At 59.9% G+C, this 23153-nt stretch carries 18 protein-coding genes and 1 other RNA gene; 6 read left to right on the plus strand and 13 right to left on the minus strand.

The window, feature by feature from the left end; all coding sequences use genetic code 11:
- Nucleotides 1-3 precede the first annotated feature (3 nt).
- Nucleotides 4-1266: a gephyrin-like molybdotransferase Glp gene (gene glp / locus DW892_RS03975; RefSeq protein WP_117765855.1), complete on the minus strand. Its 1263-nt coding sequence runs from the start codon at nt 1264-1266 to the stop codon at nt 4-6.
- Between the two features lie 210 nt (nt 1267-1476).
- Here glp and DW892_RS03980 point away from each other — a divergent pair, with 210 nt between their 5' ends.
- On the plus strand, nt 1477-2898 hold the full coding sequence (locus tag DW892_RS03980) for a chloride channel protein (protein WP_187364977.1): 1422 nt from the start codon (nt 1477-1479) through the stop codon (nt 2896-2898).
- Nucleotides 2899-2985: 87 nt separating this feature from the next.
- Complete coding sequence (locus DW892_RS03985; RefSeq protein ID WP_117765857.1) at nt 2986-3948, plus strand: diacylglycerol kinase family protein; 963 nt, start codon at nt 2986-2988, stop codon at nt 3946-3948.
- A gap of 85 nt (nt 3949-4033) precedes the next feature.
- On the opposite strand, the gene DW892_RS03990 is transcribed toward DW892_RS03985, so the two are convergent.
- The 4 genes from DW892_RS03990 to DW892_RS04005 form a co-directional block, all read right to left on the minus strand.
- Nucleotides 4034-4414, minus strand: coding sequence for a peptide chain release factor-like protein (locus DW892_RS03990; protein ID WP_187364978.1), 381 nt, complete (start codon nt 4412-4414; stop codon nt 4034-4036).
- Nucleotides 4415-4495: 81 nt separating this feature from the next.
- Entirely contained in the window at nt 4496-5074 is a 579-nt protein-coding gene (locus tag DW892_RS03995; RefSeq protein ID WP_117765859.1) for a xanthine phosphoribosyltransferase, read from the minus strand.
- Nucleotides 5075-5234: 160 nt separating this feature from the next.
- On the minus strand, nt 5235-6539 hold the full coding sequence (locus DW892_RS04000) for an MFS transporter (protein ID WP_117765861.1): 1305 nt from the start codon (nt 6537-6539) through the stop codon (nt 5235-5237).
- A 141-nt stretch (nt 6540-6680) separates the two neighbouring features.
- Nucleotides 6681-7964: an O-acetylhomoserine aminocarboxypropyltransferase/cysteine synthase family protein gene (locus tag DW892_RS04005; RefSeq protein WP_117765863.1), complete on the minus strand. Its 1284-nt coding sequence runs from the start codon at nt 7962-7964 to the stop codon at nt 6681-6683.
- 233 nt (nt 7965-8197) lie between these two features.
- On the opposite strand from DW892_RS04005, the gene DW892_RS04010 reads away from it, so the two are divergent.
- Nucleotides 8198-8644: a C-GCAxxG-C-C family protein gene (locus DW892_RS04010; protein WP_117765865.1), complete on the plus strand. Its 447-nt coding sequence runs from the start codon at nt 8198-8200 to the stop codon at nt 8642-8644.
- Between the two features lie 68 nt (nt 8645-8712).
- Here DW892_RS04010 and DW892_RS04015 read toward each other — a convergent pair whose 3' ends face one another.
- The 3 genes from DW892_RS04015 to rpsA form a co-directional block, all read right to left on the minus strand.
- Nucleotides 8713-9351: a YigZ family protein gene (locus tag DW892_RS04015; protein WP_187364979.1), complete on the minus strand. Its 639-nt coding sequence runs from the start codon at nt 9349-9351 to the stop codon at nt 8713-8715.
- Nucleotides 9352-9576: 225 nt separating this feature from the next.
- An RNA gene (gene rnpB, locus DW892_RS04020) (RNase P RNA component class A) lies at nt 9577-9938 on the minus strand.
- Nucleotides 9939-10261: 323 nt separating this feature from the next.
- The gene (rpsA, locus tag DW892_RS04025; RefSeq protein WP_022095232.1) at nt 10262-11428 is read right to left on the minus strand and encodes a 30S ribosomal protein S1; all 1167 of its coding nucleotides are present in this window, start codon (nt 11426-11428) and stop codon (nt 10262-10264) included.
- Nucleotides 11429-11744: 316 nt separating this feature from the next.
- On the opposite strand from rpsA, the gene DW892_RS04030 reads away from it, so the two are divergent.
- The gene (locus tag DW892_RS04030) at nt 11745-12503 is read left to right on the plus strand and encodes an HAD family hydrolase (protein ID WP_117765869.1); all 759 of its coding nucleotides are present in this window, start codon (nt 11745-11747) and stop codon (nt 12501-12503) included.
- Here the strand turns inward: DW892_RS04030 and DW892_RS04035 are convergent.
- The gene (locus tag DW892_RS04035; RefSeq protein ID WP_117765871.1) at nt 12500-13819 is read right to left on the minus strand and encodes a serine dehydratase subunit alpha family protein; all 1320 of its coding nucleotides are present in this window, start codon (nt 13817-13819) and stop codon (nt 12500-12502) included. The two genes, DW892_RS04030 and DW892_RS04035, sit on opposite strands and share 4 nt — an antisense overlap.
- A 272-nt stretch (nt 13820-14091) precedes the next feature.
- Here DW892_RS04035 and rpiB point away from each other — a divergent pair, with 272 nt between their 5' ends.
- Nucleotides 14092-14559, plus strand: coding sequence for a ribose 5-phosphate isomerase B (gene rpiB, locus DW892_RS04040; protein WP_117564619.1), 468 nt, complete (start codon nt 14092-14094; stop codon nt 14557-14559).
- A gap of 176 nt (nt 14560-14735) precedes the next feature.
- Here the strand turns inward: rpiB and ndk are convergent, their stop codons facing one another.
- From ndk to DW892_RS04055, 3 genes are all read right to left on the minus strand, one after another.
- Nucleotides 14736-15140, minus strand: a complete 405-nt coding sequence (gene ndk, locus DW892_RS04045) for a nucleoside-diphosphate kinase (RefSeq protein WP_055251725.1) — start codon at nt 15138-15140, stop codon at nt 14736-14738.
- A 385-nt stretch (nt 15141-15525) separates the two neighbouring features.
- The gene (gene argH / locus DW892_RS04050; RefSeq protein WP_117765873.1) at nt 15526-16956 is read right to left on the minus strand and encodes an argininosuccinate lyase; all 1431 of its coding nucleotides are present in this window, start codon (nt 16954-16956) and stop codon (nt 15526-15528) included.
- Between the two features lie 421 nt (nt 16957-17377).
- Nucleotides 17378-18604, minus strand: a complete 1227-nt coding sequence (locus DW892_RS04055; RefSeq protein ID WP_117765875.1) for an argininosuccinate synthase — start codon at nt 18602-18604, stop codon at nt 17378-17380.
- Nucleotides 18605-19158: 554 nt separating this feature from the next.
- On the opposite strand from DW892_RS04055, the gene DW892_RS04060 reads away from it, so the two are divergent.
- Nucleotides 19159-19986 (plus strand): Cof-type HAD-IIB family hydrolase, encoded by an 828-nt coding sequence (locus DW892_RS04060; protein WP_117765877.1) that lies wholly within the window; start codon nt 19159-19161, stop codon nt 19984-19986.
- Nucleotides 19987-20331: 345 nt separating this feature from the next.
- Here the strand turns inward: DW892_RS04060 and polA are convergent, their stop codons facing one another.
- A complete protein-coding gene (polA, locus tag DW892_RS04065) occupies nt 20332-23073 on the minus strand; it encodes a DNA polymerase I (RefSeq protein WP_117765879.1) in 2742 nt (913 codons plus the stop codon).
- Between the last annotated feature and the right edge of the window lie 80 nt (nt 23074-23153).

Here is a 23153-nt window from a genome sequence, read left to right on the forward strand (position 1 = left end):
CTCCTACAACACGGCGTCCTCGGGCAGGTCGACGCGAACAACGTCCACGACATCGCCCGCCTTGAGCTCACACGGCCCTTCGTCAATACGCAGCAGACAGTTGGCCCGCTGCATCGTGCCGAGCAGCGCCGAATTCTGCGTCTTGGCCTCGGTCACCAACAGCTCACCGGTCTCGGGGTCACGCAAAACCGTGGCGCGATCGAAGAAGCAGCGATGCTGTCGCTTTTTCACGCCGTGCGTGAGCGTCGCCTGCTGTACGGGACGCACGCCCTCGGCAAAGCCGCGCATCTTGCGGATCGCCGGACGGGCAAGCATCTCAAAGCCTACATACGCCGCGGCCGGATTGCCTGAAAGCCCTAGGTAGGGCTTACCCCCGAGCAAGCCAAACGTGATGGCCTTGCCCGGACGCATCGAGATGCGATCGAACAGTACCTCGCCCTCGCGCCGGACGAGCGCCGTCACGTAGTCGTAGTCGCCTGCCGAGGCGCCACCGCTCGTAATGACAAAATCGCACTCCTGCGCGGCGCGATGCACCAGCTCGGCAATCGCCTGCTCATCGTCGGGCGCAATGCCGTAGAACACGGGCTCAGCGCCGGCATCGAGTGCTTCGGCCATCAACGCCGAGGAGTTGGAATCGCGAATCTGACCGCGCGCCGGCACCTTACTCGGTGCGACCAATTCCGTACCCAGCGAGATGATGCCCACACGTGGGGCAGCGTGCACCTTCACGCTCGCGTATCCGGCGCTTGCCAGCAGACCCGCGCCCGCCGGAGCCACGACCTCGCCGGCGTGCATCACAGCATCGCCGGCATGGGCCTCCTCGGCGGCAGAGCGAACGTTCTCCCCCACCTTGGCAGGCGCCGAGAAGCGAACGTGCGAGCCCTCGTTGCCATCGCCGTCAAGCACGTCGACGATCTCGTATTTCACTACGGCGTCAGCACCCTCGGGCACCGGCGCGCCTGTCATAATGCGGACCGTCTCGCCCACGCCGACCACGCCCTCAAAGACATGGCCCGCTGCCTCGTGCCCCACGACGGAGAGCGTCACCGGAGTGTCATCGGTGGCCGCAGCAAGATCGGCCGCACGCACGGCATATCCGTCCATAGCGCTGTTGGCAAACGGCGAAATGTCGATATCGGCCACCGCGTCCTCGGCCAAGGGAAGACCGGCGGCCTGCCACACGGGAATCTCGACGAGATCGGTCGGAGCAACGTGCGACAGGACAATCGACTGTGCGTCATCCAGCGGAATGAGTTTCTCTGCCATATGCACCTCTTAATGCCACGGCGCACAACAGGGACGCCGATTCTTTATGCTTGTCTCAGTATAATCCCCCGACGCACGACCGCGACTTGGCCTGTGCCCGCAAATACACCTGTCGGTTGTAGGCCGCGAAACAGAATGGAAACCAACCCACCGGCTCGTCGCGTTTACCGCGTTTTATAATGCTCGTGTTGCAACCCAAAAGAGGAACGTATGGCTTTTACCGACAAACCCGAAAGCGCAAACGAGGCGCGGGATCATTCCCAGCCGCTCGACGACGGCGGCTTTTTCTCCCTTAACGACGTCATCATGGCAGGCAGGCAACAGCTCACCCGCTCTGAGCATCTCTTGGCTGCCGACACGCGCCGCAACGCCCGCAACCTACTTGCGAGCGCCAAGTTGCTCGTGCTCGTCGTCATCGTCTCGCTCGCCATGGGCGTTGCCGCTTGGGCGTTTTTGGCCTCGCTGAATATCGCGACCGACTATCGCAAGCACCATGCGTGGATTTACGCGCTGCTTCCCGTTGTGGGCGTTGCCACCGCATGGGTGTACAAAAACCACGGCCTCGCCGCCAAGCGTGGCAACAACCTGGTCATCGACTCCGCTCTGGGCACACGCCTCATCCATATGCGCATGGCCGTCCTCACCTTCGTCTGCTCCACGCTCACGCACCTAACGGGCGGATCGGCCGGTCGCGAGGGAGCCGCGGTGCAGATTGGCGGCACCATCGCCAGCAACATCTCGAGCCTCGCCCACCTCAAAAAGCATGACCACCACGACCTCATGCTCGCCGGCATCTCGTCGGCCTTTGGCGCCGTATTCGGTTCGCCCCTTGCCGGAGCCTTCTTTGGCATGGAGATGTGCTTTATCGGCAAGATCGACTACACCGCGGGCATCTACTGCCTGGTCGCCTCGTTTACCGGCTACTTTACATCACTCGCCCTGGGTACCGAGTACGAAGCGAATGTCATCGCCAGCGTTCCCAACATGACACCACGGACGGTTGTCATCGTTGTTATCAGCGCAATTATCTTCGGCCTGACGGCACGCCTCTTTGCCTGGTCGGTTCGAACCGTCAAGAGCCTGTACGGTCGCTTTATCACCAATTACCTCGTCCGCGCACTTATAGGCGCACTCGTGGTTTTGGCCGCCTATGCCCTCCTCGACGCCTGGGACTACGCCGGCCTTTCCACGTGGCTTTCCGGCGCCGGATTTGCAGGCAACACCACCCTGGCGGACGCAGTCATCAAATTGGTCGTCACAGCGCTTACCCTGGGCGCGGGCTTCCAAGGCGGCGAGGTCACGCCCCTGTTTGGCATCGGTGCGGCACTCGGTGGCTGGATCGGTTGCCTTACCGGGCTCGACCCCAGTTTTCTGGCGGCTCTCGGCATGCTCGGCGTGTTCTGCGCCGGCCTCAACGTGCCCATCACCACCTGCATGATGGCCATCGACCTGTTCCATGGAACGGCCGCGGGCTTCTTTGCCATCGTGGCCTTTATCAGCTATCTCGCCGGCGGACACCGCGGCGTGTACCCCGCCCAGCGCATCATCTCACCCAAGCGCCGTTCGCTTATTGTGGACGAGGGCGGAACGGTAGCGGATGCTATCGAGCGCCACAACGACCTGATAGAGTAGACGTTAGTATTCGCCGTGCAGCCACAATCGGGGGTAATTCGACCTGAGCGCGACCGCACTGTCATGTCACACGCCGGGAGTCGCCCCATGCACGCAACTGATTTTGGTCGCACGCTCATCATCGCCAACCCCGCCGCCCAGTCGGGTGCGGCGCGCGAGGTCGCTGAGCGCCTGCAGCGCTTTTTAGACATGACCGCGCGCTCATCCCAGTTTGACCTGGTGCTGACCGAGCGCATGGGACATGCCAAGGAACTTGTCGCGCAGGCCCAAGGCTACCGCACCGTTATCGCCCTCGGCGGCGACGGCGTGATCCATGAGGTCGTCAATGGACTCATGACGCAAGAAGAAGCGGTTCGACCGGCGCTTGCCGTCCTGCCCGTAGGCTCCGGCAATGATTTTGCCCAGACCCTCGGTATCGACGATTTCTCCGGCAAAGATTTTGGCGCCCTGCTCACCTGCGAGCTGCAGCACCAGGATATCGGACGCATTCGCTCATGGAATCCCGCAAGCGGAAGCGGCGAGGCCTCGGTGGAGTACTACGGCCAGACGCTCTCGGTCGGCATCGATGCCGCCATCGGCCTGGGCACCACCGAGCTGCGCAAAAAGACCGGCTTGACAGGCGCTCCGCTCTACACCCTCTCGGGACTTGAGCAGTTTGGCCTGCGCTATCGCAACTACCCCATGACGGTCAGCTTTGACAGCGCGCCCGCCGAGCGCGTGAGGGCGATCATCATGGCGATTCAGCTGGGCCCCACGTATGGCTCGGGCTATCGCATCTGCCCCGATGCCGACCCCTGCGACGGCATGCTCGACGTCTGCTACGCCTGCGGCCCCGTCCCTCGTGCGGTTGCCCTGCCTATGTTTCTTTCGGCCAAGGACGGCCACCATACCAAGTTGCCGCCGGTTCGTATGCGCCGCTGCCGCCATGCCGAGCTCACCTTCGAGCAGCCCGATTACCCCATCCAGGCCGACGGCGAGCCCGTTGTCGCCTCGCGCATTGAGGTCGACGTCCTCGGCGGCGCCCTCGATGTCTGGCACCCAACCCGCTAGCCACCTTAAGTTGCGGTGAAATAGGGACTGTTTATGCAGCAAAAGCCGCAAAACAGTCCCTATTTCACCGCAACTTATGAGGAGGCTATTCGTCGCTGCCCGGTTTGCGACGGTTGGCCTTTTTAATGGCGTTGAAGTGCTTGTCATTGAGCCTGCGCTGGCGTGAGCGCTGAGGCACCTTGGTCTTTACGCGTCGGCGCGGTGGACGCCCGCGACGCTCAAGCTCAGCGCGCAGCTTACGCAGGCAGCTGCTACGGTTTTGGAACTGACTGCGGCTCTCGCGCGCTGTCACGGTAATCCCCGAAGGGATATGTTTCATGCGTACCGCCGAGTCCGTCGTGTTCACGCCCTGTCCGCCCGGACCTGTCGCGCGAAACACCTGCACCTCGCAATCGCGCGCCAACTCCTCGACCGACATCTCGGCATAGCGCGCATACTCGCGCCATCCCATCTTGTTCTCATCCATATCAACACCTCCCCTCATAAAAAATGTGACAAAGGGAAAGTCCCTTTGTCACATCGCATACCAATCGCTTGTGTTGCGCGCTTAGGCGAAGGTGATCTCGCCGGTATCGCAGTCCATATCGGCGATGCGGGCTAGGCTCTCAACGCGGAAGCCGCGCTCGCGGAGCTTATCGCCACCGCCCTGGAAGCCCTTCTCCACCGCAATGCCAATACCGGACACCTCGGCACCCGCAGCCTCGCAGATCTTGATAAGGCCCTCGAGCGCGCAGCCGTTGGCCAAAAAGTCGTCGATGATCAGGACCTTGTCGCCCTCGGACAGGAAGCGCTTGCCGACGATGACCGGGTACTCCTTCTGCTTGGTAAAGGAGTAGATGGTCGTGGCATACTGCTCGCCGTCAAGGTTGATGGACTGGGCCTTCTTGGCAAAGACCACCGGCACGCCCCCAAAATGCTGGGCTGCAATGCAAGCCATGCCAATGCCCGAAGCCTCGATCGTCAGGATCTTGTTGATCTCGACACCCTCGAACAGACGGGCCCACTCGGCGCCCATGTGGTCGAACAGCTCAACGTCGCATTGGTGGTTGAGGAAGGCATCAACCTTAAGGACGTTACCGGCCTTTACGATGCCGTCATGGCGAATACGATCCTCAAGCTCCTGCATGGCGCAACCCCTTCTCGCGGCAACGATACCGCGCGATTAATAAACGTTGTTCGATAGTCTACCACGGACCGACCCCCGACCGCCCCACAAGCCGTATCGCACCATAAAGCTGCAAGACCAGTAGACAGGCCCGATTCGTGGCAGACAGCCTCCCAACACGCTAATGCCGGGTGCGCGTCCTCACCAAACGTACCAATGTGAGCGCAAAGCCCACGGTAGCAACGGCCATCAGCACGTAGAATACCAAACGGAAGCCAAAGAGGAACACGTCCGGACGACCCGCCACATAGCTCGTGACCGTCTTGCCCATCGCCGCGCTCGTCTGTCCATACAGGATGCGCGACGCCGCATTAATACCCAGCGCTATGCCCGCATAGCGCGCCAAGCTGCTCAAGCTGCCCGCAAAGCCAAGCGCCTCACGCGGAGCCGAACCCATATACAGCGAATTATTGGGACTCTGGAAGATCGACGTGCCGCACGACATAAACGCGACGCAGCACACGATCATCAAGATGGAAGAGTGCTCGTCAAGCGTGCTCACCGCAAAGAGACCGCACACGTACACGCCCAGGCCAACGGCCGTGGGCGCTTCACAACCAACACGGTCGGACACCGAGCCCGAAAGCGGGCCCACAAAGGCATTCACGACCGGCATCGCCAAAAACAACAGGCCGGAGATATCGGAGCTAAAGCCGTGGGCATCCTGAAAGTAGAACGGCAGCACAAACTCGGAGGCACCGATACCCACGAACACGATAAGCATGCAAGCCAGGTTAATCGTGAAAGCCGAGCTCGCAAAGCAGCGACGCGCCGCCTCTGTCAACGGCATAGGGCGTTCGCCAGCCTCCGGCTTCACATGCGGCAGCGTATAGAGTCCCACGATAAACGAGATTACGCCAATGGGCAGATTGATAAGGAAGATGCTCTCCCAGGGAAAGCTCGCCACCAGCACGCCGCCGAGCACGGGGCCGCACATCATGCCAAGAGCCACAAAGGTCGCCAGAATGCCCATGGCACGGCCGCGCTCACGCGCCGGAAACGACTCGGTGATGATGCCCATATTGTTGGCCATCGCGGCGGCACAGCCAATGCCCTGCACGAAACGCGCCAAGATAAGCACCTCGAGCGAAGCCGAAAGCCCGCAAAGCAACGAGCCACCCGTAAAGACGATTACACCAAGCTGGAACACATTCACCTTGCCGCGCACATCGCCCAAGCGGCCAAACGGCAGCATGGCGACGCACGTCGCGAGCAGATACACCGAGCTCACGAGCTGAATGCGGTCGAGACCCACCCCCAGCTCCTTTTGCATCACTGGGAGCGCCACCGTCACGATGCTCGCATCCAGACACGCCATAAAGGTCATGACGAGCACGGTGAACAGAATCGCCCATTTATTCTTACCGTGGGTGTCGCCCTCTAGGGCAATGTGTTCGCGGCGCAGCTGCTCGGCAGTTTTCTCCATGTATATCCTTTCTATCGTGCAACGCAAAAACGGGACCCCAATCGCCTACAAACGGACACGATCGGGGTCCCGCCTACGGAATCGGAACTATGAGGACGTCGTCAGCCGAAAAGCCGTCCCACGCCTAGCACGCACGCTAGCCTAGCACTGCTCGAGCGCCTGCTCAAGGTCGGCAATCAGATCGGCCGTGTCCTCGAGGCCGCACGACAGGCGCACCATGTCGGCGGAGATGCCGCAGGCGATGAGCTCCTCATCGTTCATCTGACGATGCGTGGCGTTTGCCGGATGCAAGCAGCAGGTGCGCGCATCGGCCACGTGCGTGGCGATCTGGGCGAGCTTGAGGCTCTTCATAAAGGTCTCGGCCGCCGCGCGACCACCGTTAAAGCCAAAGCTCACAACGCCGCAGGTACCGTTGGGCATGTACTTCTGAGCGATGTCATAGTACTTATCGCCCTCCAGGCCCGGATAGCTCACAAAGCGTACCTTGGGATGGCTCTGCAGGAACTTGGCAACGGCCAGGCCGTTCTCGCAATGACGCGGCATGCGCACGTGCAGGCTCTCGAGCGAGCTGTTCAAGAAGAAGGCCGCCTGCGGGTTCTGCATGGGGCCGAGGTCGCGCATAAGCTGCGCGGTGGCCTTGGTAATAAAGGCGCCCTCGCGACCGAACTTCTCGGCATACGTCACGCCGTGGTAGCTCTCGTCGGGTGTGGTAAGACCCGGGAACTTGTCCGCATGGGCCATCCAGTCAAACTGGCCGTGGTCAACGATCACGCCGCCCAGGTAGGCAGCATGTCCATCCATGTACTTGGTGGTGGAGTGCGTAACGATGTCGGCGCCCCACTCAAAGGGACGGCACATCACGGGCGTCGGGAAGGTGTTGTCGACCATCAGCGGCACGCCGTGGTCATGCGCGGCCTTGGCAAAGCGCTCAATATCGAGCACGGCAAGGGCGGGGTTGGCGATCGTCTCGCCAAAGACAAGCTTGGTGTTGGGCTGGAAGGCTGCCTCGAGCTCCTCGTCGGTGCAGTCGGGGGCAACGAACGTGCAGGTCAGACCCATACGCTCCATGGTATGGGCAAGCAGGTTGTAGGTACCGCCGTAGATGGCAGAGCTTGCGACCACGTGGTCGCCAGCACCGGCAACGTTAAAGATCGCGAGGAAGTTCGCCGCCATGCCCGAGCTCGTGAGCATCGCAGCGGTACCGCCCTCCATCTCGCAAATCTTGGCGGCAACCAGGTCGCACGTGGGGTTCTGCAGACGGCTGTAGAAATAGCCCGACTCCTCCAGGTCGAACAGCTTGCCCATATGCTCGGACGTGTCATACTTCCACGTGGTTGACTGGTAGATAGGCACCTGACGCGGCTCTGCATCACCCGGGCGATAACCGCCCTGAACACACGTCGTACCGATGGTCTGCTCGCTCATATCCAACTCCCTTACTTGGGTTTTGTTTTATTCGGTTCACGATACCGCTACCGCACACCCCTCTCAACCCATCCCGCCAATAGGTTATGGGACAAATTAATCAGGTTTATTTGTCCCAAATCTTAAGAAAGCGTTCGATGGCGAAAAACAATGAGATATGCACTGCAGTCTCGACAAGCGAATGCGACGGCAAGGGTACCATAGGCGGGTACACCGCAATCAAGGAGACACCGATGAAGCAAATCGATACGGCCCAGCTCGACGCCGCCGCCTGCCAAGCTCAGGCTGCCGAGTACCACGCCCGCGGCTTTAACTGCGCCCAGGCTGTCGCTTGCACGCTCGCGCCCGCTGTGGGGCTCGACCCCCAGGTCGCCTTTACCCTCACCGAGGGCTTTGGCGCCGGCATGGGCGGCATGACCGAAACCTGCGGCGCCATCTCGGGCGCCGTGGCCATCATGGGCTTTGCAATGAGCGACGGCATGGAAAACCCCAAGACCAAGGGCCAGACCTACAAGCTGTCGCGCGAAATCGCCAAGCGTTTTGGCGAGAAGAACACGACAACCGTCTGCGGCACGCTCAAGGGCATCGGATCGGATAAGGGTCCGCTCCGCAGCTGCCCCGGCTGCATCGACGATGCCGTCGAGATCGCCTGTGATGTGCTAAAGCAGCTCGCCGAGTAATCGACAGCAACAGTAAAACGACGGCCGGCGCGCTTAGGATCCATCCAAAAGCACGCCGGTCGTCGCCGTTAGAACTCGGCAAATTCGGGAGCTCCGACCTCAATCTCCTCACGCCCCGCCATAAGCTCGCGCATCTTAGCACAAAACGGCTCCTGCTCCCCCTCTTTAAACACTAAATGAATCGTAACGGCATCCGCGTAATCGGTATCCGAAACCTTGGCACCCGAATCCTGCGCCAAACGAAGTACCTGCTCGTACTGCGAATAGGCCACATGCACGTCAACCGGCACGACGCTTGTCATCTCGACGATTTGCCCGGCCTCCCGAGCAGCCGCCACCGCCTCCTGTGTCGCCGCCGTATAGGCTCGTACCAAGCCACCAGGCCCTAACAGCGTGCCACCAAAATAGCGCGTCACAACGCAGCATACGTTTTTAAGTCCCGCACCGCGCAGCACCTCGAGCGTCGGCATTCCGCTCGTGCGGCTCGGCTCACCATCATCGCTCTGACGCTCACGTCCATCGACCAAAATCCACGCGGGAACATTGTGTCGAGCGTCGTAATGACGCTTTCGAACCATCTCGATAAAGGCATTCGCCTCATCCTCGGACTCAATATGGACCAGCTGGGCAATAAACCGGCTCTTGCGGTCCACAAACTCGCCCGAAGCCTCAATATTCGATTGCAGAGTAAAATAGCTGTCCAACAAAGCCCCTCAACAACAAGCAAAGCAACAAACAGCCTCAATAATACGGCAAAGGGTGTACCGTTGCCCTCGCCAACAAGAACGGAAACGCCAATGATGCCGTCACCAACAGCGAGACGGCGTCAGCTGAGTCGATTTGGCCCGAAAGAGGAGGGAGCACGCCTTATGGCGGCGACCGACGAATGAGCGACAAATCGGCCAGCTGACGCCGTCGCAGCGTCAACAAGAAAGCTGAGTGGGCCTATAAGCCGGGTTCTGTCGTGAACGGTCATTTATCTTGTCTGCACGTTACCATGCAGCTCCACGCACGCTACCCGAACGCGGACCGGGCCGGCCCATAGCGTTCCTATTCGCGCTTGCTCCGGATGGGGCTTGCCAAGCCGCCGTGTTGCCACGACGCTGGTGGTCTCTTACACCACCGTTTCAGCTTTTCCCTTTACGCCTTGCGGCGCAGGTGGGAGTCTTCTTTTCTGCGGCGCTTTCCGTCGGATCACTCCGCCCGGCCGTTAGCCGGCATCCCGCCCTCTGGAGCCCGGACTTTCCTCACGCGTGCTGCAAGCAGCACATCGCGCGACCGTCTGGCCCACTCAGCAGTGCAAGAGTGTAGCACACCGTTGCCGCAGGCAATGGCACAACACAAGCGTTCGACACGATAAACCAAGAACCACGCTATGCAGTACAATAGACTTGTCGATGGGCAACGTCGTCAGTCGAAACGACCGCGCTCCGCACCCCTCCGTCTACTCGGTGCGTTCCCGCCTCCTCCCCGAGGCGGGATGTCGGCATATTTTATGCACCGATAACCAAATAGCAAACAGATAGCCCGGCATCATCGTGCACCACAGCTGCAAATGCAAAAAGGGACCCGTCCATTGCGGACGGATCCCTTAAAACAAGTGATCGTCAAACCGATTTACTCGGCGTCGGTCTCCTCGTCCTTCTTCTCGGAAGGCAGCGGGGTGACCTCAATCTCGACGCCCAGAGTCTCAGCAGCGGACTTCATGGACAGGGAGATACGACGACGGTCGAGGTCGATCTCCATGACCTTGACCTGAACCTTGTCGCCCACGTGGGTGACCTGAGAAGGCTGATCGACGTGCTTGTTGGCCATCTCGGAGATATGCACCAGGCCCTCGATGCCCTCGCCCAGGTCGACGAAAGCGCCGAACGGGACAAGCTTGGTCACAGTGCCCTCGACGATAGCACCGACGGGGTACTTCTTGACCAGTGCGCGCCACGGATCCTCGGTGGTCTGCTTGAGACCCAGGGAGATACGCTCGCGGTTGAGATCGACGTCGAGAACCTCGACCTCGACCTCCTGGCCGACCTTGACAACCTCGGAAGGATGGTTGACGTGGTTCCAGGAGAGCTCGGAGATGTGGATGAGGCCGTCGATGCCGCCGAGGTCGACGAAGGCGCCGAAGTCGACGATGGAGGAAACGGTGCCCTGGAGACGCATGCCAGACTTGAGCTTGGACAGGATCTCGGAGCGCTCGGCCTTACGGGACTCCTCAAGCACGACACGACGGGAGAGGACAACGTTGTTGCGGTTGCGGTCCATCTCGATGACGCGGGCCTCGATGCGGGTGCCCATGTAGGAGGTGAGGTCCTTGACACGACGGAGGTCGACGAGGGAAGCGGGCAGGAAGCCACGCAGGCCGATGTCGAGGATCAGGCCGCCCTTGACAACCTCGATAACCTCGCCCTCGACGTTCTCGCCGGAGTTGAACTTCTCCTCGATGCGGTTCCAAGCACGCTCGTACTCGGCACGCTTCTTGGACAGGACCAGACGACCGTCCTTGTCCTCCTTCTGGAGAACCAGGGCCTCGATGGGATCACCGAGTGCAACGATGTCTGCAGGGTTAGCGTCCTTGCGGATGGACAGCTCGCGGACCGGGATAACGCCCTCGGACTTGAATCCGATGTCAACGAGCACCTCGTCATGCTCGATCTTAACGACAGTGCCGTTAACGAGATCGCCCTCATCAAAGTCGGTAATCGTACCGTCGATGAGGTTGTTCATCTCCTCCTCGTTGACATCGTCAAGAGAGAAAATGGACGAGTTCTGAATCTCACTCAAAGGTGGACCCCTTTCGAACTACGGGGCCCCGATTGCTAGGACCTACAGAAGGGTGCGACAAGCACACAACGTTTAGGAACACTCGGGAGCCGACAGATACTGATGTGACGCTTATGCAATCACGTTCGTATAGGTTACGGGGAAATGGGTTCGATTTCAAGCGTGAACTGCCATTTTTTACTCGTGTGGAGACTTTTTCGTAATCTTATGGACAGCTGTCTCCACAACTTGACGATAAGCAGTTTTCCCATACGCCTTTAGGGTAAAGTATCCGGAGCCAACGATTCTGGAACGATTTATCGAGAAAGGTGCCCGCGTGCTCAAAGCAGTCGTTTTCGATATGGACGAGACGCTTCTTAGCATTAACCTCAACGCATTCATCCTTCGCTATTTTAAGGATGTCTCGTCGATGCTCGCGGACATCGGGCGACGCAGCCGCGGTGGCACGATGGCACGCCTGGGCACGATTCTGGTCGATCTCAACGCCAATCGTAGAAGCGGCACGGATAATCGCACCAATCTGGAGTTCTACCAAGAAGAGGTTGAGCGCCGGTGCGGCATTTGCCTCTCGGACCCACTTATCTACGAGGCGTTTACCTACTACGATCACGAAGTTCTGCCGTACAAGAACGACGACATGATCAACGCGAAAGCCATGCCGGGTGCGCACGCCGCGCTTCAGGCGGTACAGGACGCAGGGCTGCGCTGCGCGCTCTTCACCAACCCCAGCTTTCCTCAAGGCGCCATCGAGTGCCGCATGGGCTGGGGCGACCTGGCCGACGCCCCCTTTGAGCTCGTCACGCACATGGGAAACGCCACCCGCTGCAAGCCTGATGCCACCTACTATCTAGAGCAGCTTCAGGTGATGGGACTCGAACCGCACGAGGTCCTTATGGTGGGCAACGATCCCAAACGCGACTTCCCTAGTCCCGCCTGCGGCATTCAGACTGCCTATGTAGGCCAGGGCAAGCCCAACCGAGTCACCTGGCGCGGAACCATGGAAGGCTTCGCCCGCGACTTTAACGCCGTAGTAGAAGCCTTCTACGAACACCAAGTAGCCGACGAACTGTCCTAGCACACTTGGGTTTTGCCGATCATGATGTTGAGGATCTCGACGTCGGTATCTTTCATGCCCACACGGCCTACGTAGCCCATACTGGCGATTGTCTGCTCAACGGTATCCTGGATCAGGCCCTCGCCGGCACGGAAGCCGCGGCCTTGCATGGCCATATCGTGACCCAAAATCGCCGCATCAACGGCAGCGGAAATCTTGGCGGCGCAACTTGCCTTGGCGCCATCGCACACGATGCCGCCCACGTTACCGAGCGTATTGGAGACCGTCGCACCGATTTGCTCGCGCGTGCCACCGCACAGCCAGGTAATCGCAGCGCCGGCGCCACACGCGGCGCAAATAGCACCGCAAAACGCCGAGAGCGCACCGATATAGCTCTTGATATGCACGGCAATGAGATCGGACAGCATCACGGCGCGCACCAGGCGGTCGTGGTCGCAGCGCAGGTACTCGGCATACTCCATAACGGGCAGTGCGCAGGTAATGCCCTGGTTGCCCGAGCCACACACAATGGCGACCGGCAGCGCGCAGCCGTTCATGCGGGCGTCGGACCCGGCGGCGGCACGGGCACGGGCACGGCAGGCAACGTCATCGGCACGAGCACCCAGCAGCGTACGGCCAACCTCGGCACCCCAAGCGTGCGCCAGACCCTCGGCGCTGATCGCGCCGTTCAGCTCGATCTGACGCTCAACGGCAGCGCGAGCGCCCTCAATGTCGCCGTCCTCGATAAAGTCGACAATGGACTCAATCGACATGGGCGTATCGGCATTATCTGCTGCCCGCTCGGCCACCACGCGCTCGGCGCAGGCGGCACACTCCCCCGCCGACTTGCCGCACACCGGAATACCGTCGAGCGTATGGCACGTGACATTGGTGTGGTGGTCGGTAATCTCGACGACCGCGGTATGGCCCCCGGCCGTGGCAGTCACCTTGATGTAGAGGTTGGGCACACCCTCGACAAGCGATACACCGCAGTAACCGGCATCGGCGAGGAGCTCGGCCACGCGAGCACGATCTTCGTCGTTAACGCTCTCGAGCACCTCGAGCGTGCTCTTGGCGTCACCGCCCACGGCACCCAGCACGGCTGCCGCTTCAATACCGTGCATACCGCCCGAGTTGGGCACGGTCACGCTCTTAACGTTCTTGATGATGTTGCCCGAGCAGGCAACGTCCATATGATCGGGTTCGCAACCGAGCGTCTGGCTCGCCAGCGCCGCTGCATAGGCAACGGCAATAGGCTCGGTGCAGCCGAGCGCACAGACAAGCTCGTGGTTCAAAACGTCGCAAAACGCGGCATCACGAAGGGAATCGGTAGGCATAGGTATCTCCTGCTTACATAACGAACTGGGCTCTCGATAAAAGTTAGCTCTTTTATTTGATAACAATGCATCAAAAACCGCAACCATAGTTCCGGCAGACGGCGCTCGAGCGCAAACTGACGGCATTCATTCATGAGAAGCCGGTCTTGTTGCCTGCTAAAACGTTTGACCAAAAAACGCTCGAGCGTTTACGTAAAAGTCGCGCTATCATGCAGACGAACGCGGTAAACACCTTTAGCATTTGCGCCGCACAGACCAGAGAGGAACCATCCATGAAGATCGGTATCGGTAACGACCACGCCGCCGTCGAGCTCAAGAACATCATTTCCGAGCACCTGAAGGAGCGCGGCTGCGAGGTCGTGAACTTTGGCACCGACACCTCCGAGAGCTTCGACTACCCCATCGCCGGTTACAAGGTGGGCAAGGCCGTTGCCAACGGTGACGTCGACCTGGGTATCCTGATCTGCGGTACCGGCGTCGGGATCAGCCTGGCTGCCAACAAGGTCGAGGGCGTACGCGCCGTCGTGTGCTCCGAGCCCTTCAGCGCCAAGCTCTCGCGCATGCACAACAACACCAACGTGCTCGCCTTTGGCGCCCGCGTCGTGGGCTCCGAGCTCGCCAAGATGATTGTCGACGAATGGCTCGACGCCGAGTTTGAGGGCGGCCGCCACGAGCGTCGCGTTAATCTCCTCAACGAGATCGACCAGACCCGCGGACTAAAGATTGTCGACGAGGCCTAAAGACTTACAAAGCCATACGCTAGCGCCAGCCCCCGCCCGGAAGAAACATCCGGACGGGGGCTCTTTAGTAGTTTTCTATGCGTTTACCAAAAATCTACCGGAATAAAAGGGCGCCGCGGTTGGAATTCCGCGGCGCCCAAGCCACACGCTAACAGCTTTAAGGAGTCAAAGCTGGTTTAGCCAAAGAAGCGCTTGATCTCGATCTCGGCGTTCTCCAGGCAGTCGGAACCGTGGATCACGTTGGCGTTGACATCGACAGCGAAGTCGCCGCGGATGGTGCCAGGAGCAGCATCAAGCGGGTTGGTAGCGCCCATAAGGGTGCGCATCTTGGAAACAGCGGAGAGACCAGAAACGACCATCTTGACGACCGGACCGCTCGTCATAAAGTCGCAGAGACCGCCAAAGAAGGGCTTGTCGGCCAGATGGGCGTAGTGCTCCTCGACGGTAGCGCGCTCGAGCGTGGTCATCTCCATGCGCTCGATGACAAGGCCGCTGCGCTCAATACGAGCAACGATCTCGCCGATCTTGCGGTCGCGCACGGCGTCGGGCTTAATCATGATGAAGGTCTTCTCGATAGCCATAAGGTAGCCTTTCAAGTAGGTTCGCGCGTGCCCAAGTCCCATTCCGGCACCCGCCTGGACTGCATCGTAACAGAGTTTTAGCTGCAGTTAAACAAAAAGCTGTTTATTGAAACGCTGCAATTTATTAAAGCGCTCCATATGTGTCACTTCTGTTTCGAAGCCCGATTAGAGTACCATCCGACCGCCCATCAACCACATCGAACAGAGCAGACGGTCGGTTGCCACCCGCGAACGTACCCCCTTCACAACCTGCCCAAAGGTCCTACAGAAGTTCTCGACAAGCCCCTCCCCCATAGCAACAAAATACGGACGCCCACATCAGCAGACGCCCGTAAAGCAAAAAACGATTCCTCAATAAATGGCAAAAACGGCTTCGGCCAAACCCTTATTTTATCCCGTGGCCCATCTCGACGACCTTGGTCAGCGATCCAAACACGCCCTCGTCGGCCACGAGCTGCGCCTCGGCACGCTGCAGCTGCACGGCAACGGCGGCAGGGGCGGTACCGCCCTCGGTCGTACGCGCGGCGACAATCGACGGGATGTCGAGCGCCTCGGTAATATCGCGTTCAAAGAGCGGGCTTGCCTCCTGGAACACCTCAAACGGCAGGTCCTCAAGATTGCAGCCGCGCTTCTCACACATCAGAACCAGATGTCCCACCACGGCATGTGCCTCGCGGAACGGCAGGCCACGCTTGGCCAGGTAATCGGCAACATCGGTAGCGGCAAGGTGCCCCACGCCGCACTCGCGCGCCATGGCATCCTCGTTGACGGCCCAAGTCGAAATCATACCGGCCATAACCGACAGGCACTGCATGAGTGTGTGAGCGGTATCGAGCGCGCCCTCCTTGTCCTCCTGCAAGTCCTTGTTATAAGCAAGCGGCAGGCCCTTCATGGTTACCAGCAGCTGCACCAGGTTGCCGTACACGCGACCGCTCTTACCGCGGATAAGCTCGGCAAAGTCGGGATTCTTCTTCTGCGGCATGATAGACGAGCCGGTGGAGTAGGAGTCTGAAAGCGTGATAAAGCCAAATTCGGAGCTCGACCACAGCACGATCTCCTCGGAAAGACGCGACAGGTGCATCGCCATGACGGATCCGGCGTAATGCAGATCGAGCAGGAAATCACGGTCGGAAACCGCATCGAGCGAGTTGGGAATCACGCCCGCAAAGCCAAGTTCGGCAGCCGTCATCTGGCGATCGAGCGGATAGCTCGTACCGGCAAGCGCGGCAGCACCCAGCGGGCAGTTGTCGGCGGCATCGAAGGCGGCCTTCAGGCGCGTAAAGTCGCGCGCGAACATCCAGGAATACGCCAGCAGATGATGCGACAGCAGAACCGGCTGAGCGTGCTGCATATGCGTGTAGCCCGGCAGAATCACCTTATCATACTTCTTAGCGGCATCCACCAGCACATGACGAAGCGAAAGATTGGCCTCCATGAGCTCCTTGGCGAGCGCCTTGACGCCCAGGCGCGTATCGGTCGCAACCTGGTCGTTGCGCGAACGCCCGGTATGCAAGCGCTTGCCAGCCTCGCCGATGCGACGCGTCAGCTCGCTCTCGATGGACATATGAATGTCCTCGTCATTGATGTCGAAGGTGAAGTTGCCGGCATCGATATCCTGTTCGATTCCGGTCAGGCCCTCGGCAATCGCCTGCTCGTCCTCGGCGCTGATGATGCCCTGGGCCGCCAGCATCTTGGCATGCGCCTTAGAACCGGCGATATCCTGCTTATAGAGATGTTTGTCGACCGGCAACGACGCGCCAAACTCCTGCGTGACCTCGGCCACGCCCGCCTCAAAACGACCGCCCCAAAGAGCCATGGAACCGTCTCCTTTCATCAAATTCCAAAACAAGCGCCCAAAGCAAGGCACCCTGTCGCTAAAGCGATTTATCAACCGCTAGTCTTACACATTCCCCACCGTGCACGGGAACATGCAGCTAATTTGCAAAGAAGTGACGCACCTGGCACTTGGCGCCCTTCGACTCCCGCCAACCGCATTGAACATAATGGATACTCCTCGGATATATAAAGGTGTAAAGCCCTCAAATTGATAGAAAGAGCCCCGCCGGACAACCCCGGCGGGGCTCGGACTCAGCCGCAGGCGCGGCGTCATTTATTCGGGCGGAACGTAGGGGCCACCGATGTTAAGAAGTGTCAGCAAGCATAACGAAAGGTAGGGACCCCGTGCGCCCGTTATGTATCACGCGAATGGGCCGCGCGGATACCAAGGAAGAGAAGCCTTAGGCCTGGGCTGCAGCCGAGCTGGGACCCTGGACCTTAGCCCACGTCTTGAGCGACAGCGTGTCAATCTCGATAAAGCCGGCGCTGGCCTTCTCGTCAAACGTAGTGTCGCGGTCGTAGGTGGCCAGACCGTAGTCGTAGAGGCTGAAGGGGCTCTTGCGGCCGACAACATGGCAGTTGCCCTTAAAGAACTTCAGACGGACGGTGCCGGTCACAAACTTCTGGGCGTCGGCCATAAAGGCGTCGAGCGCGTTTTTGAGCGGGCTGTACCACTGGCCGTTGTACACGGCGGTAGCCCAATCCTGCTCGAGCTTGATCTTGGTCTTGAGCAGGTCGCCCTCAACGCAAATGTCCTCGAGCGCCTTGTGGGCGGTGATGAGCGTCAGGGCGCCGGGAACCTCGTAGCACTCACGGCTCTTGAGGCCCACCAGACGATCCTCGACCAGATCGAGACGGCCAAAGCCGTTGTCACCCGAAATCTTGTTGAGGGCGATGACGATCTCGGAGAGCTTCATCTTCTTGCCGTCGACGGCGACGGGCTTGCCGGCCTCAAACTCAATCTCGGTATACGTCGGGGTGTCCGGCGTGTCCTCGGGATTCTTGGTCATAGCCCAAGCGTCGTCGAGCGGCTCGTTCCAGGGATCCTCCAGGTGGCCGCACTCAATGGCGCGACCCCACAGATTGTCGTCGATGGAATAGGGGTTGTCGTTGGCACCCTCGGGAACCGGCACGTTGTGGGCGTGGGCATAGGCGACCTCGTCGGGACGGCACTTCAGATCCCACTCGCGAACCGGGGCGATAACCTTAAGCTCGGGGTCGAGGGCCTTGACGGCAGCCTCAAAACGAACCTGGTCGTTACCCTTGCCGGTGCAGCCGTGGGCAACGTAGGTCGCGTCAAACTCGTGAGCGACCTCGACGAGCTTCTTGGCGAGCAGCGGACGGGACAGGGCGGAGAGCAGCGGGTACTTGTTCTCGTACATGGAGTTTGCGGCGATGGCCTTAGTCAGGAACTCATCGGAGAACTCGTCGCGCAGGTCGAGCACCTGGCAATCGAGAACGCCCAGGTCAAGCGCCTTCTGCTTCTTGGCATCCAAGCCGGTCTCCTCCTGGCCCACGTTGCCGCAGACGCAAACGACATCGAGATTCTTCTCGTCCTGGAGCCACTTGACACATACGGATGTATCAAGACCACCGGAATATGCGAGAACGACTTTTTCCTTGCTCATGGCTGTTTCCTTTCGCCCTTGGTAGCTAGTTAGAACATCGGTCAGTTGCAAGTCATTTCGAGGTCAAAAAACCGTGCAATATCAGGTTAAATAGCAAAAAGCAGCACAGCATGCTCTAGAAACATGCGTTTATATAGTGCTAAAACCCAACGACCTCAAAATGACTCTGTTGGGGCATTTCACCCCATACGAACAGAGACGATTGTTATCGTCGTCGGGAAATTGCGCGCTGGCGTCGGATGGCATTATCTGCAGTGGTGATGATCTTTACGAACTGCATCTGCCTCTCCTTTCACCTATCGCCGGGCGCAATTCTAATATCGTAAACGGTACCTTTTCTTCGGTAAGCGGTTGTATTTCCGTCTCCGTTTTCGATGGTCGCTATATTACGCTAAAGTGCCCGCAGCACAAGCGACAAATTCAAATTTCTGAAAAGTTTTTTCATTACTTTGTGAAGCGTGGTGCAAATACGCTCCGTTCCTGCGACAATACGCTCAGTTACTGGTTGATGGTTATAACGTCTGAAACAATTTCGAAACGAAAGGCGCGCTTTTATGCAAACTTACGAATCGGACACCAATATCGGAAGCATTAAGATTCTCGCCGTCGACATGGACAAGACGCTGCTCACCGACAAGCGCGTGTTGCCGCAGGGTCTTGATGAGCGCCTGGACAAGCTCGCCGACGCAGGCATTGTATTCTGCCCCGCCAGCGGACGCCCCGCCCCCAAACTCGAGGAAATGTTCGAGAGCATTAAGAACCGCCTTGCTTTTTGTCCCGACAACGGAGCCTGCGTCATCTATCGCGGCAGCTATATCTATAAGAGCAACATCGATGTGGCGCTGTATCAGCAGGTGCTCGCCCGTGCCTCGGAGGACCCGCGTGCCGTTCCCGTCTTGTGCTGCTACGACGAGTTCTATGTGCTCGCCCGCGACCATCAGTACCACGACGAGATCAGCGTGTACTACAACACGATCAACTACGTCGATAGCTTTGAGGGCCTTGATATCGAGTCCAACAAGATTTCGATCTTCTTCCCCGCCTACGATGCCGAGCCAGCGTTTCGCGAGGACTACAGCCCCGAGTTCTCGGACAAGCTCTACGTCACCAACGCCGGGCGCGAGTGGATCGACTTCATGAACCTGGGCGTCGACAAGGGGTCGGGCATCGCGCACCTGTGCGACCACCTGGGCATCGATATCGCCGACGCCGCCGCCGTGGGCGACACCTACAACGATATTCCCATGCTCGAGCGCGTCGGGCATAGCTTTATCGTGGACAATGCCGAGGAGCACATGAACGCGCATGCCAAGTGGCGCATTCCGAGCAACAACGACGGGGGCGTACTGACGCTCATCGACGCCATCCTGGCGGCTCGGTAACGTGGCTCGTCGGACCTGGCCGGGCGGCGCGGATTAGTTTTTCGTTCGGTCAGGTCCTGGGCTCGCTCGGAAAGCACATTAAGTGCTTTCCGGCTCGTGCGGAATCTACGAAAAACTAATCCGCGCCGCCCGGCCAGGTCCTAGGTTTACTTTCCTGCCGCCAAGATGGCGTCTTGAGTGTCTAGATACTTAGCTGAAATGATTTGAGCAGAGGGGAGCCCCTTGTTGGAAGGGGCTCCCCTCTGTTTTGGTTACTGTGGGACAAATTAATCAGTAGTGTTTGTCCCAAATCTTAAGTATGTGGGGGCTTGCGTCTTGGGCGAGCTTGCCTTACGGAGTGCTTCCCTATTTCGCGTCGGCCCAGGTTATGCCGGTGCTGGCTTCGGCGATCAACGGTACGCGGAGGTCTACTACGTGTTCCATGACGTCGCGGACCATGGCGGTGAGGCGCTCGACTTCGTCGACGGGGCACTCAAAGTCCAGTTCGTCGTGTACCTGCAGGATCATGTGGGCGGCAAAGCCTTCTTCCAAGCGACGGCTTACGCGGGCCATGGCGATCTTGATGATGTCGGCGGCGGTGCCCTGCATGGGGTGGTTCATGGCCGTGCGCTCACCAAAGCCGCGGAGCTGTGGGTTTTTGGCCTTGAGCTCGGGAATATGGCGTCTGCGGCCATACATGGTCTCGGCATAGCCCGTCTGCTTGGCTCGCGCCACCACATTGTCGAGGAACGTGCGCACACCCGGGTAGGCCTCGTAGTAGCGATCGATCATATCGCGCGCCTCGGCCATCGAGATGTGCAGCGACTGCGACAGACCATAGGCCTGCTGACCGTACACGATGCCAAAGTTCACGGCCTTGGCGCGGCTACGCAGGTCGGGTGTCACCTCGGACACCGGCACGCCAAATACGCGCGCGGCCGTCTCGGCATGGAAGTCCTCGCCCTCGTTGAAGGCGCGCACCAGGTGCTCGTCACCCGAAAGATGCGCGAGCAGGCGCAGCTCGATCTGCGAGTAGTCCACCGCCAAAAAGACGCTGCCCTCGCCCGCCGAGAACGCCGTCTTGACGGTACGCCCCAGCTCCGAGCGCGTCGGAATGTTTTGCAGATTGGGGTCGCTCGAAGACAAACGCCCCGTCGCGGTGATGGTCTGGTTGTACGTGGTGTGCACACGCCCGTCACCACGGCGCAGCGGGCCCAGCGTGTCCAGATAGGTCGACTTAATCTTGGACTTCTCACGCCAGTCCAAAATCAGGCGCACGATCTCGTGGTCGCGGGCAAGGTCGCTCAGCACCTTGGCGTTGGTCGAATAGTAGCCGCGCTTGGTCTTTTTGAGGCCCTTGGTCGGAAGTCCCATAACATCAAACAGCACGTGCGAGAGTTGCATGGGGCTGCCGATGTTAAAGGTCTCGTCGCCGGCCAGGTCGCGAATGCTGCGCTCGACATCGGCAATCTGGGTCGCCAGGCCCTCGGACAGACTGTGCAGGCGGTCGGGGTCCACGAGCATGCCCGCGCGCTCCATCTTGGCAAGCACCGGCACGAGCGGCATCTCGATCCCATCGAACACGTTGGCGGCGTTCTCGCGGGCCATGCGGTCACGCAGCGGTGCAACCAGCGCCAGCGTCAAGGCCGCCGTGCGAGCGGCGGGCGCAGGAGCGTCCTCGCCAGCACCCTCTGCGCCGCGCGCCGCAGGCAGCGCCATCTGCAGATACGTATCGGCCAGATACACCTCGTCAAACTCGGAGCGGTCGGAATCCAACAGGTAGGCGGCAACAACGGTATCGAAGATGCGCGTGGAATCGACTGCCAGCGGATCCATGAGCTCGAGCTCAGAAGAATCGATGGGCGAAAGCTCATGCAGAAGCGCCTTCATATCCGGGCTCGCCACACGGCCTTCCATAAACAGACGCGCGAGCACGCCGGCAATCACGCCGTGGGCGAAGTTGAAGCCCTCAACCTCAGCCGCCGCACCGCTGTCGCCCTCCTCGAGCGCAAACAGGCCCTTGGACGTCGCCAACCACAGCGTGCGCGTCAGCCCAAAGAGCGCGCCCTCTTCCTTGTCATCGTCCACCACGGCGGCGACCCACTCGCCGGCATCAATCACGCGGGAGACCTCAGCCGCAACGGCACCAAGCGCGCCAGCATCGCCGGCGGCTGCGCGCAAAACGGCGGGGATCTCAAACGTGCTGGCAGCTGCCCCGCCCTCGCCGCCGATCAGCGCCAAGAAACGGTTCTGCATGGCGGTGATACCAAGCGTGCCCAGCGCCGCGGAAACCTCATCGGCGGAAAACGCCGGGAAGGACGTCGCCTCAAAATCGAGCTCAACGGGCGCATCGGTGCGGATGGTCGCCACCTTACGGCTCAGCAGCGCGTCGTCGATGTGTGCGCGCAGGTTTTCTCCCATCTTGCCCTTGACCTCGTCAGCATGCGCGATGACCTCGTCAAGGCTGCCGTACTGCGCGATGAGCGCACTCGCCTTTTTGGGGCCGATGCCCGGTACGCCGGGAATGTTGTCCGACGTATCGCCCTTCAGACCGTAAAAATCGGGCACGAGCGCCGGCGTGATGCCGTGATACAGGTCGTCCACGCTCTCGGGCGTCATGATCGCCACGTCGGACAGGCCCTTGCGAGTCGAGACCACGTTGACGTGCTCGGTCACGAGCTGATACATGTCGCGGTCGCCGGTCACCAGCAGCATGTCGCAGCCGGCCTCCTCGCCCAGGCGCGCCATGGTTCCCAGGATATCGTCGCCTTCCCAGCCCTCGGACTGCAAAATGGGCACGTTGAGCGCGGCGAGCAGCTCCTTGATCATGGGGAACTGCGCGTGCAGGTCGGGGTCCATGGGCGGGCGCTGCGCCTTGTACTGCGGCAGCATCTCCATACGCACGCGCGGCTTGCCCTTGTCAAACGCCACGACAACGCCGTCGGGATTAAAGGCATCGATCATCTTGAGGAACATGTTCAGAAAACCAAAGATCGCGTTGGTGGGGCGACCGTCCGGCGCGTTCATGGTCGGCGGCACGGCGTGGAAGGCGCGATGCATGAGCGAGTTGCCGTCGATGACGGCAAAGGTACGGCGCTTTTCAGACATATTGAATACCTCGCTTTGGGCTGGGCACGGTTTGCTCACACCAGTTTACACGCTCCCCGCCCCGCGGCCACCGCACATCA

This window comes from Collinsella sp. AM40-7AC, assembly GCF_003468125.1.
Classification (GTDB): Bacteria; Actinomycetota; Coriobacteriia; order Coriobacteriales; family Coriobacteriaceae; genus Collinsella; species Collinsella aerofaciens_O.

Excerpts from the sequence above, each read along its gene's own strand:
- glp (WP_117765855.1), bottom strand. The coding sequence starts at position 1,266 with ATGGCAGAGAAACTCATTCCGCTGGATGACGCACAGTCGATTGTCCTG.
- DW892_RS03980 (WP_187364977.1), top strand. The coding sequence starts at position 1,477 with ATGGCTTTTACCGACAAACCCGAAAGCGCAAACGAGGCGCGGGATCAT.
- DW892_RS03985 (WP_117765857.1), top strand. The coding sequence starts at position 2,986 with ATGCACGCAACTGATTTTGGTCGCACGCTCATCATCGCCAACCCCGCC.
- DW892_RS03990 (WP_187364978.1), bottom strand. The coding sequence starts at position 4,414 with ATGGATGAGAACAAGATGGGATGGCGCGAGTATGCGCGCTATGCCGAG.
- DW892_RS03995 (WP_117765859.1), bottom strand. The coding sequence starts at position 5,074 with ATGCAGGAGCTTGAGGATCGTATTCGCCATGACGGCATCGTAAAGGCC.
- DW892_RS04000 (WP_117765861.1), bottom strand. The coding sequence starts at position 6,539 with ATGGAGAAAACTGCCGAGCAGCTGCGCCGCGAACACATTGCCCTAGAG.
- DW892_RS04005 (WP_117765863.1), bottom strand. The coding sequence starts at position 7,964 with ATGAGCGAGCAGACCATCGGTACGACGTGTGTTCAGGGCGGTTATCGC.
- DW892_RS04010 (WP_117765865.1), top strand. The coding sequence starts at position 8,198 with ATGAAGCAAATCGATACGGCCCAGCTCGACGCCGCCGCCTGCCAAGCT.
- DW892_RS04035 (WP_117765871.1), bottom strand. The coding sequence starts at position 13,819 with ATGCCTACCGATTCCCTTCGTGATGCCGCGTTTTGCGACGTTTTGAAC.
- rpiB (WP_117564619.1), top strand. The coding sequence starts at position 14,092 with ATGAAGATCGGTATCGGTAACGACCACGCCGCCGTCGAGCTCAAGAAC.
- ndk (WP_055251725.1), bottom strand. The coding sequence starts at position 15,140 with ATGGCTATCGAGAAGACCTTCATCATGATTAAGCCCGACGCCGTGCGC.
- argH (WP_117765873.1), bottom strand. The coding sequence starts at position 16,956 with ATGGCTCTTTGGGGCGGTCGTTTTGAGGCGGGCGTGGCCGAGGTCACG.
- DW892_RS04055 (WP_117765875.1), bottom strand. The coding sequence starts at position 18,604 with ATGAGCAAGGAAAAAGTCGTTCTCGCATATTCCGGTGGTCTTGATACA.
- DW892_RS04060 (WP_117765877.1), top strand. The coding sequence starts at position 19,159 with ATGCAAACTTACGAATCGGACACCAATATCGGAAGCATTAAGATTCTC.
- polA (WP_117765879.1), bottom strand. The coding sequence starts at position 23,073 with ATGTCTGAAAAGCGCCGTACCTTTGCCGTCATCGACGGCAACTCGCTC.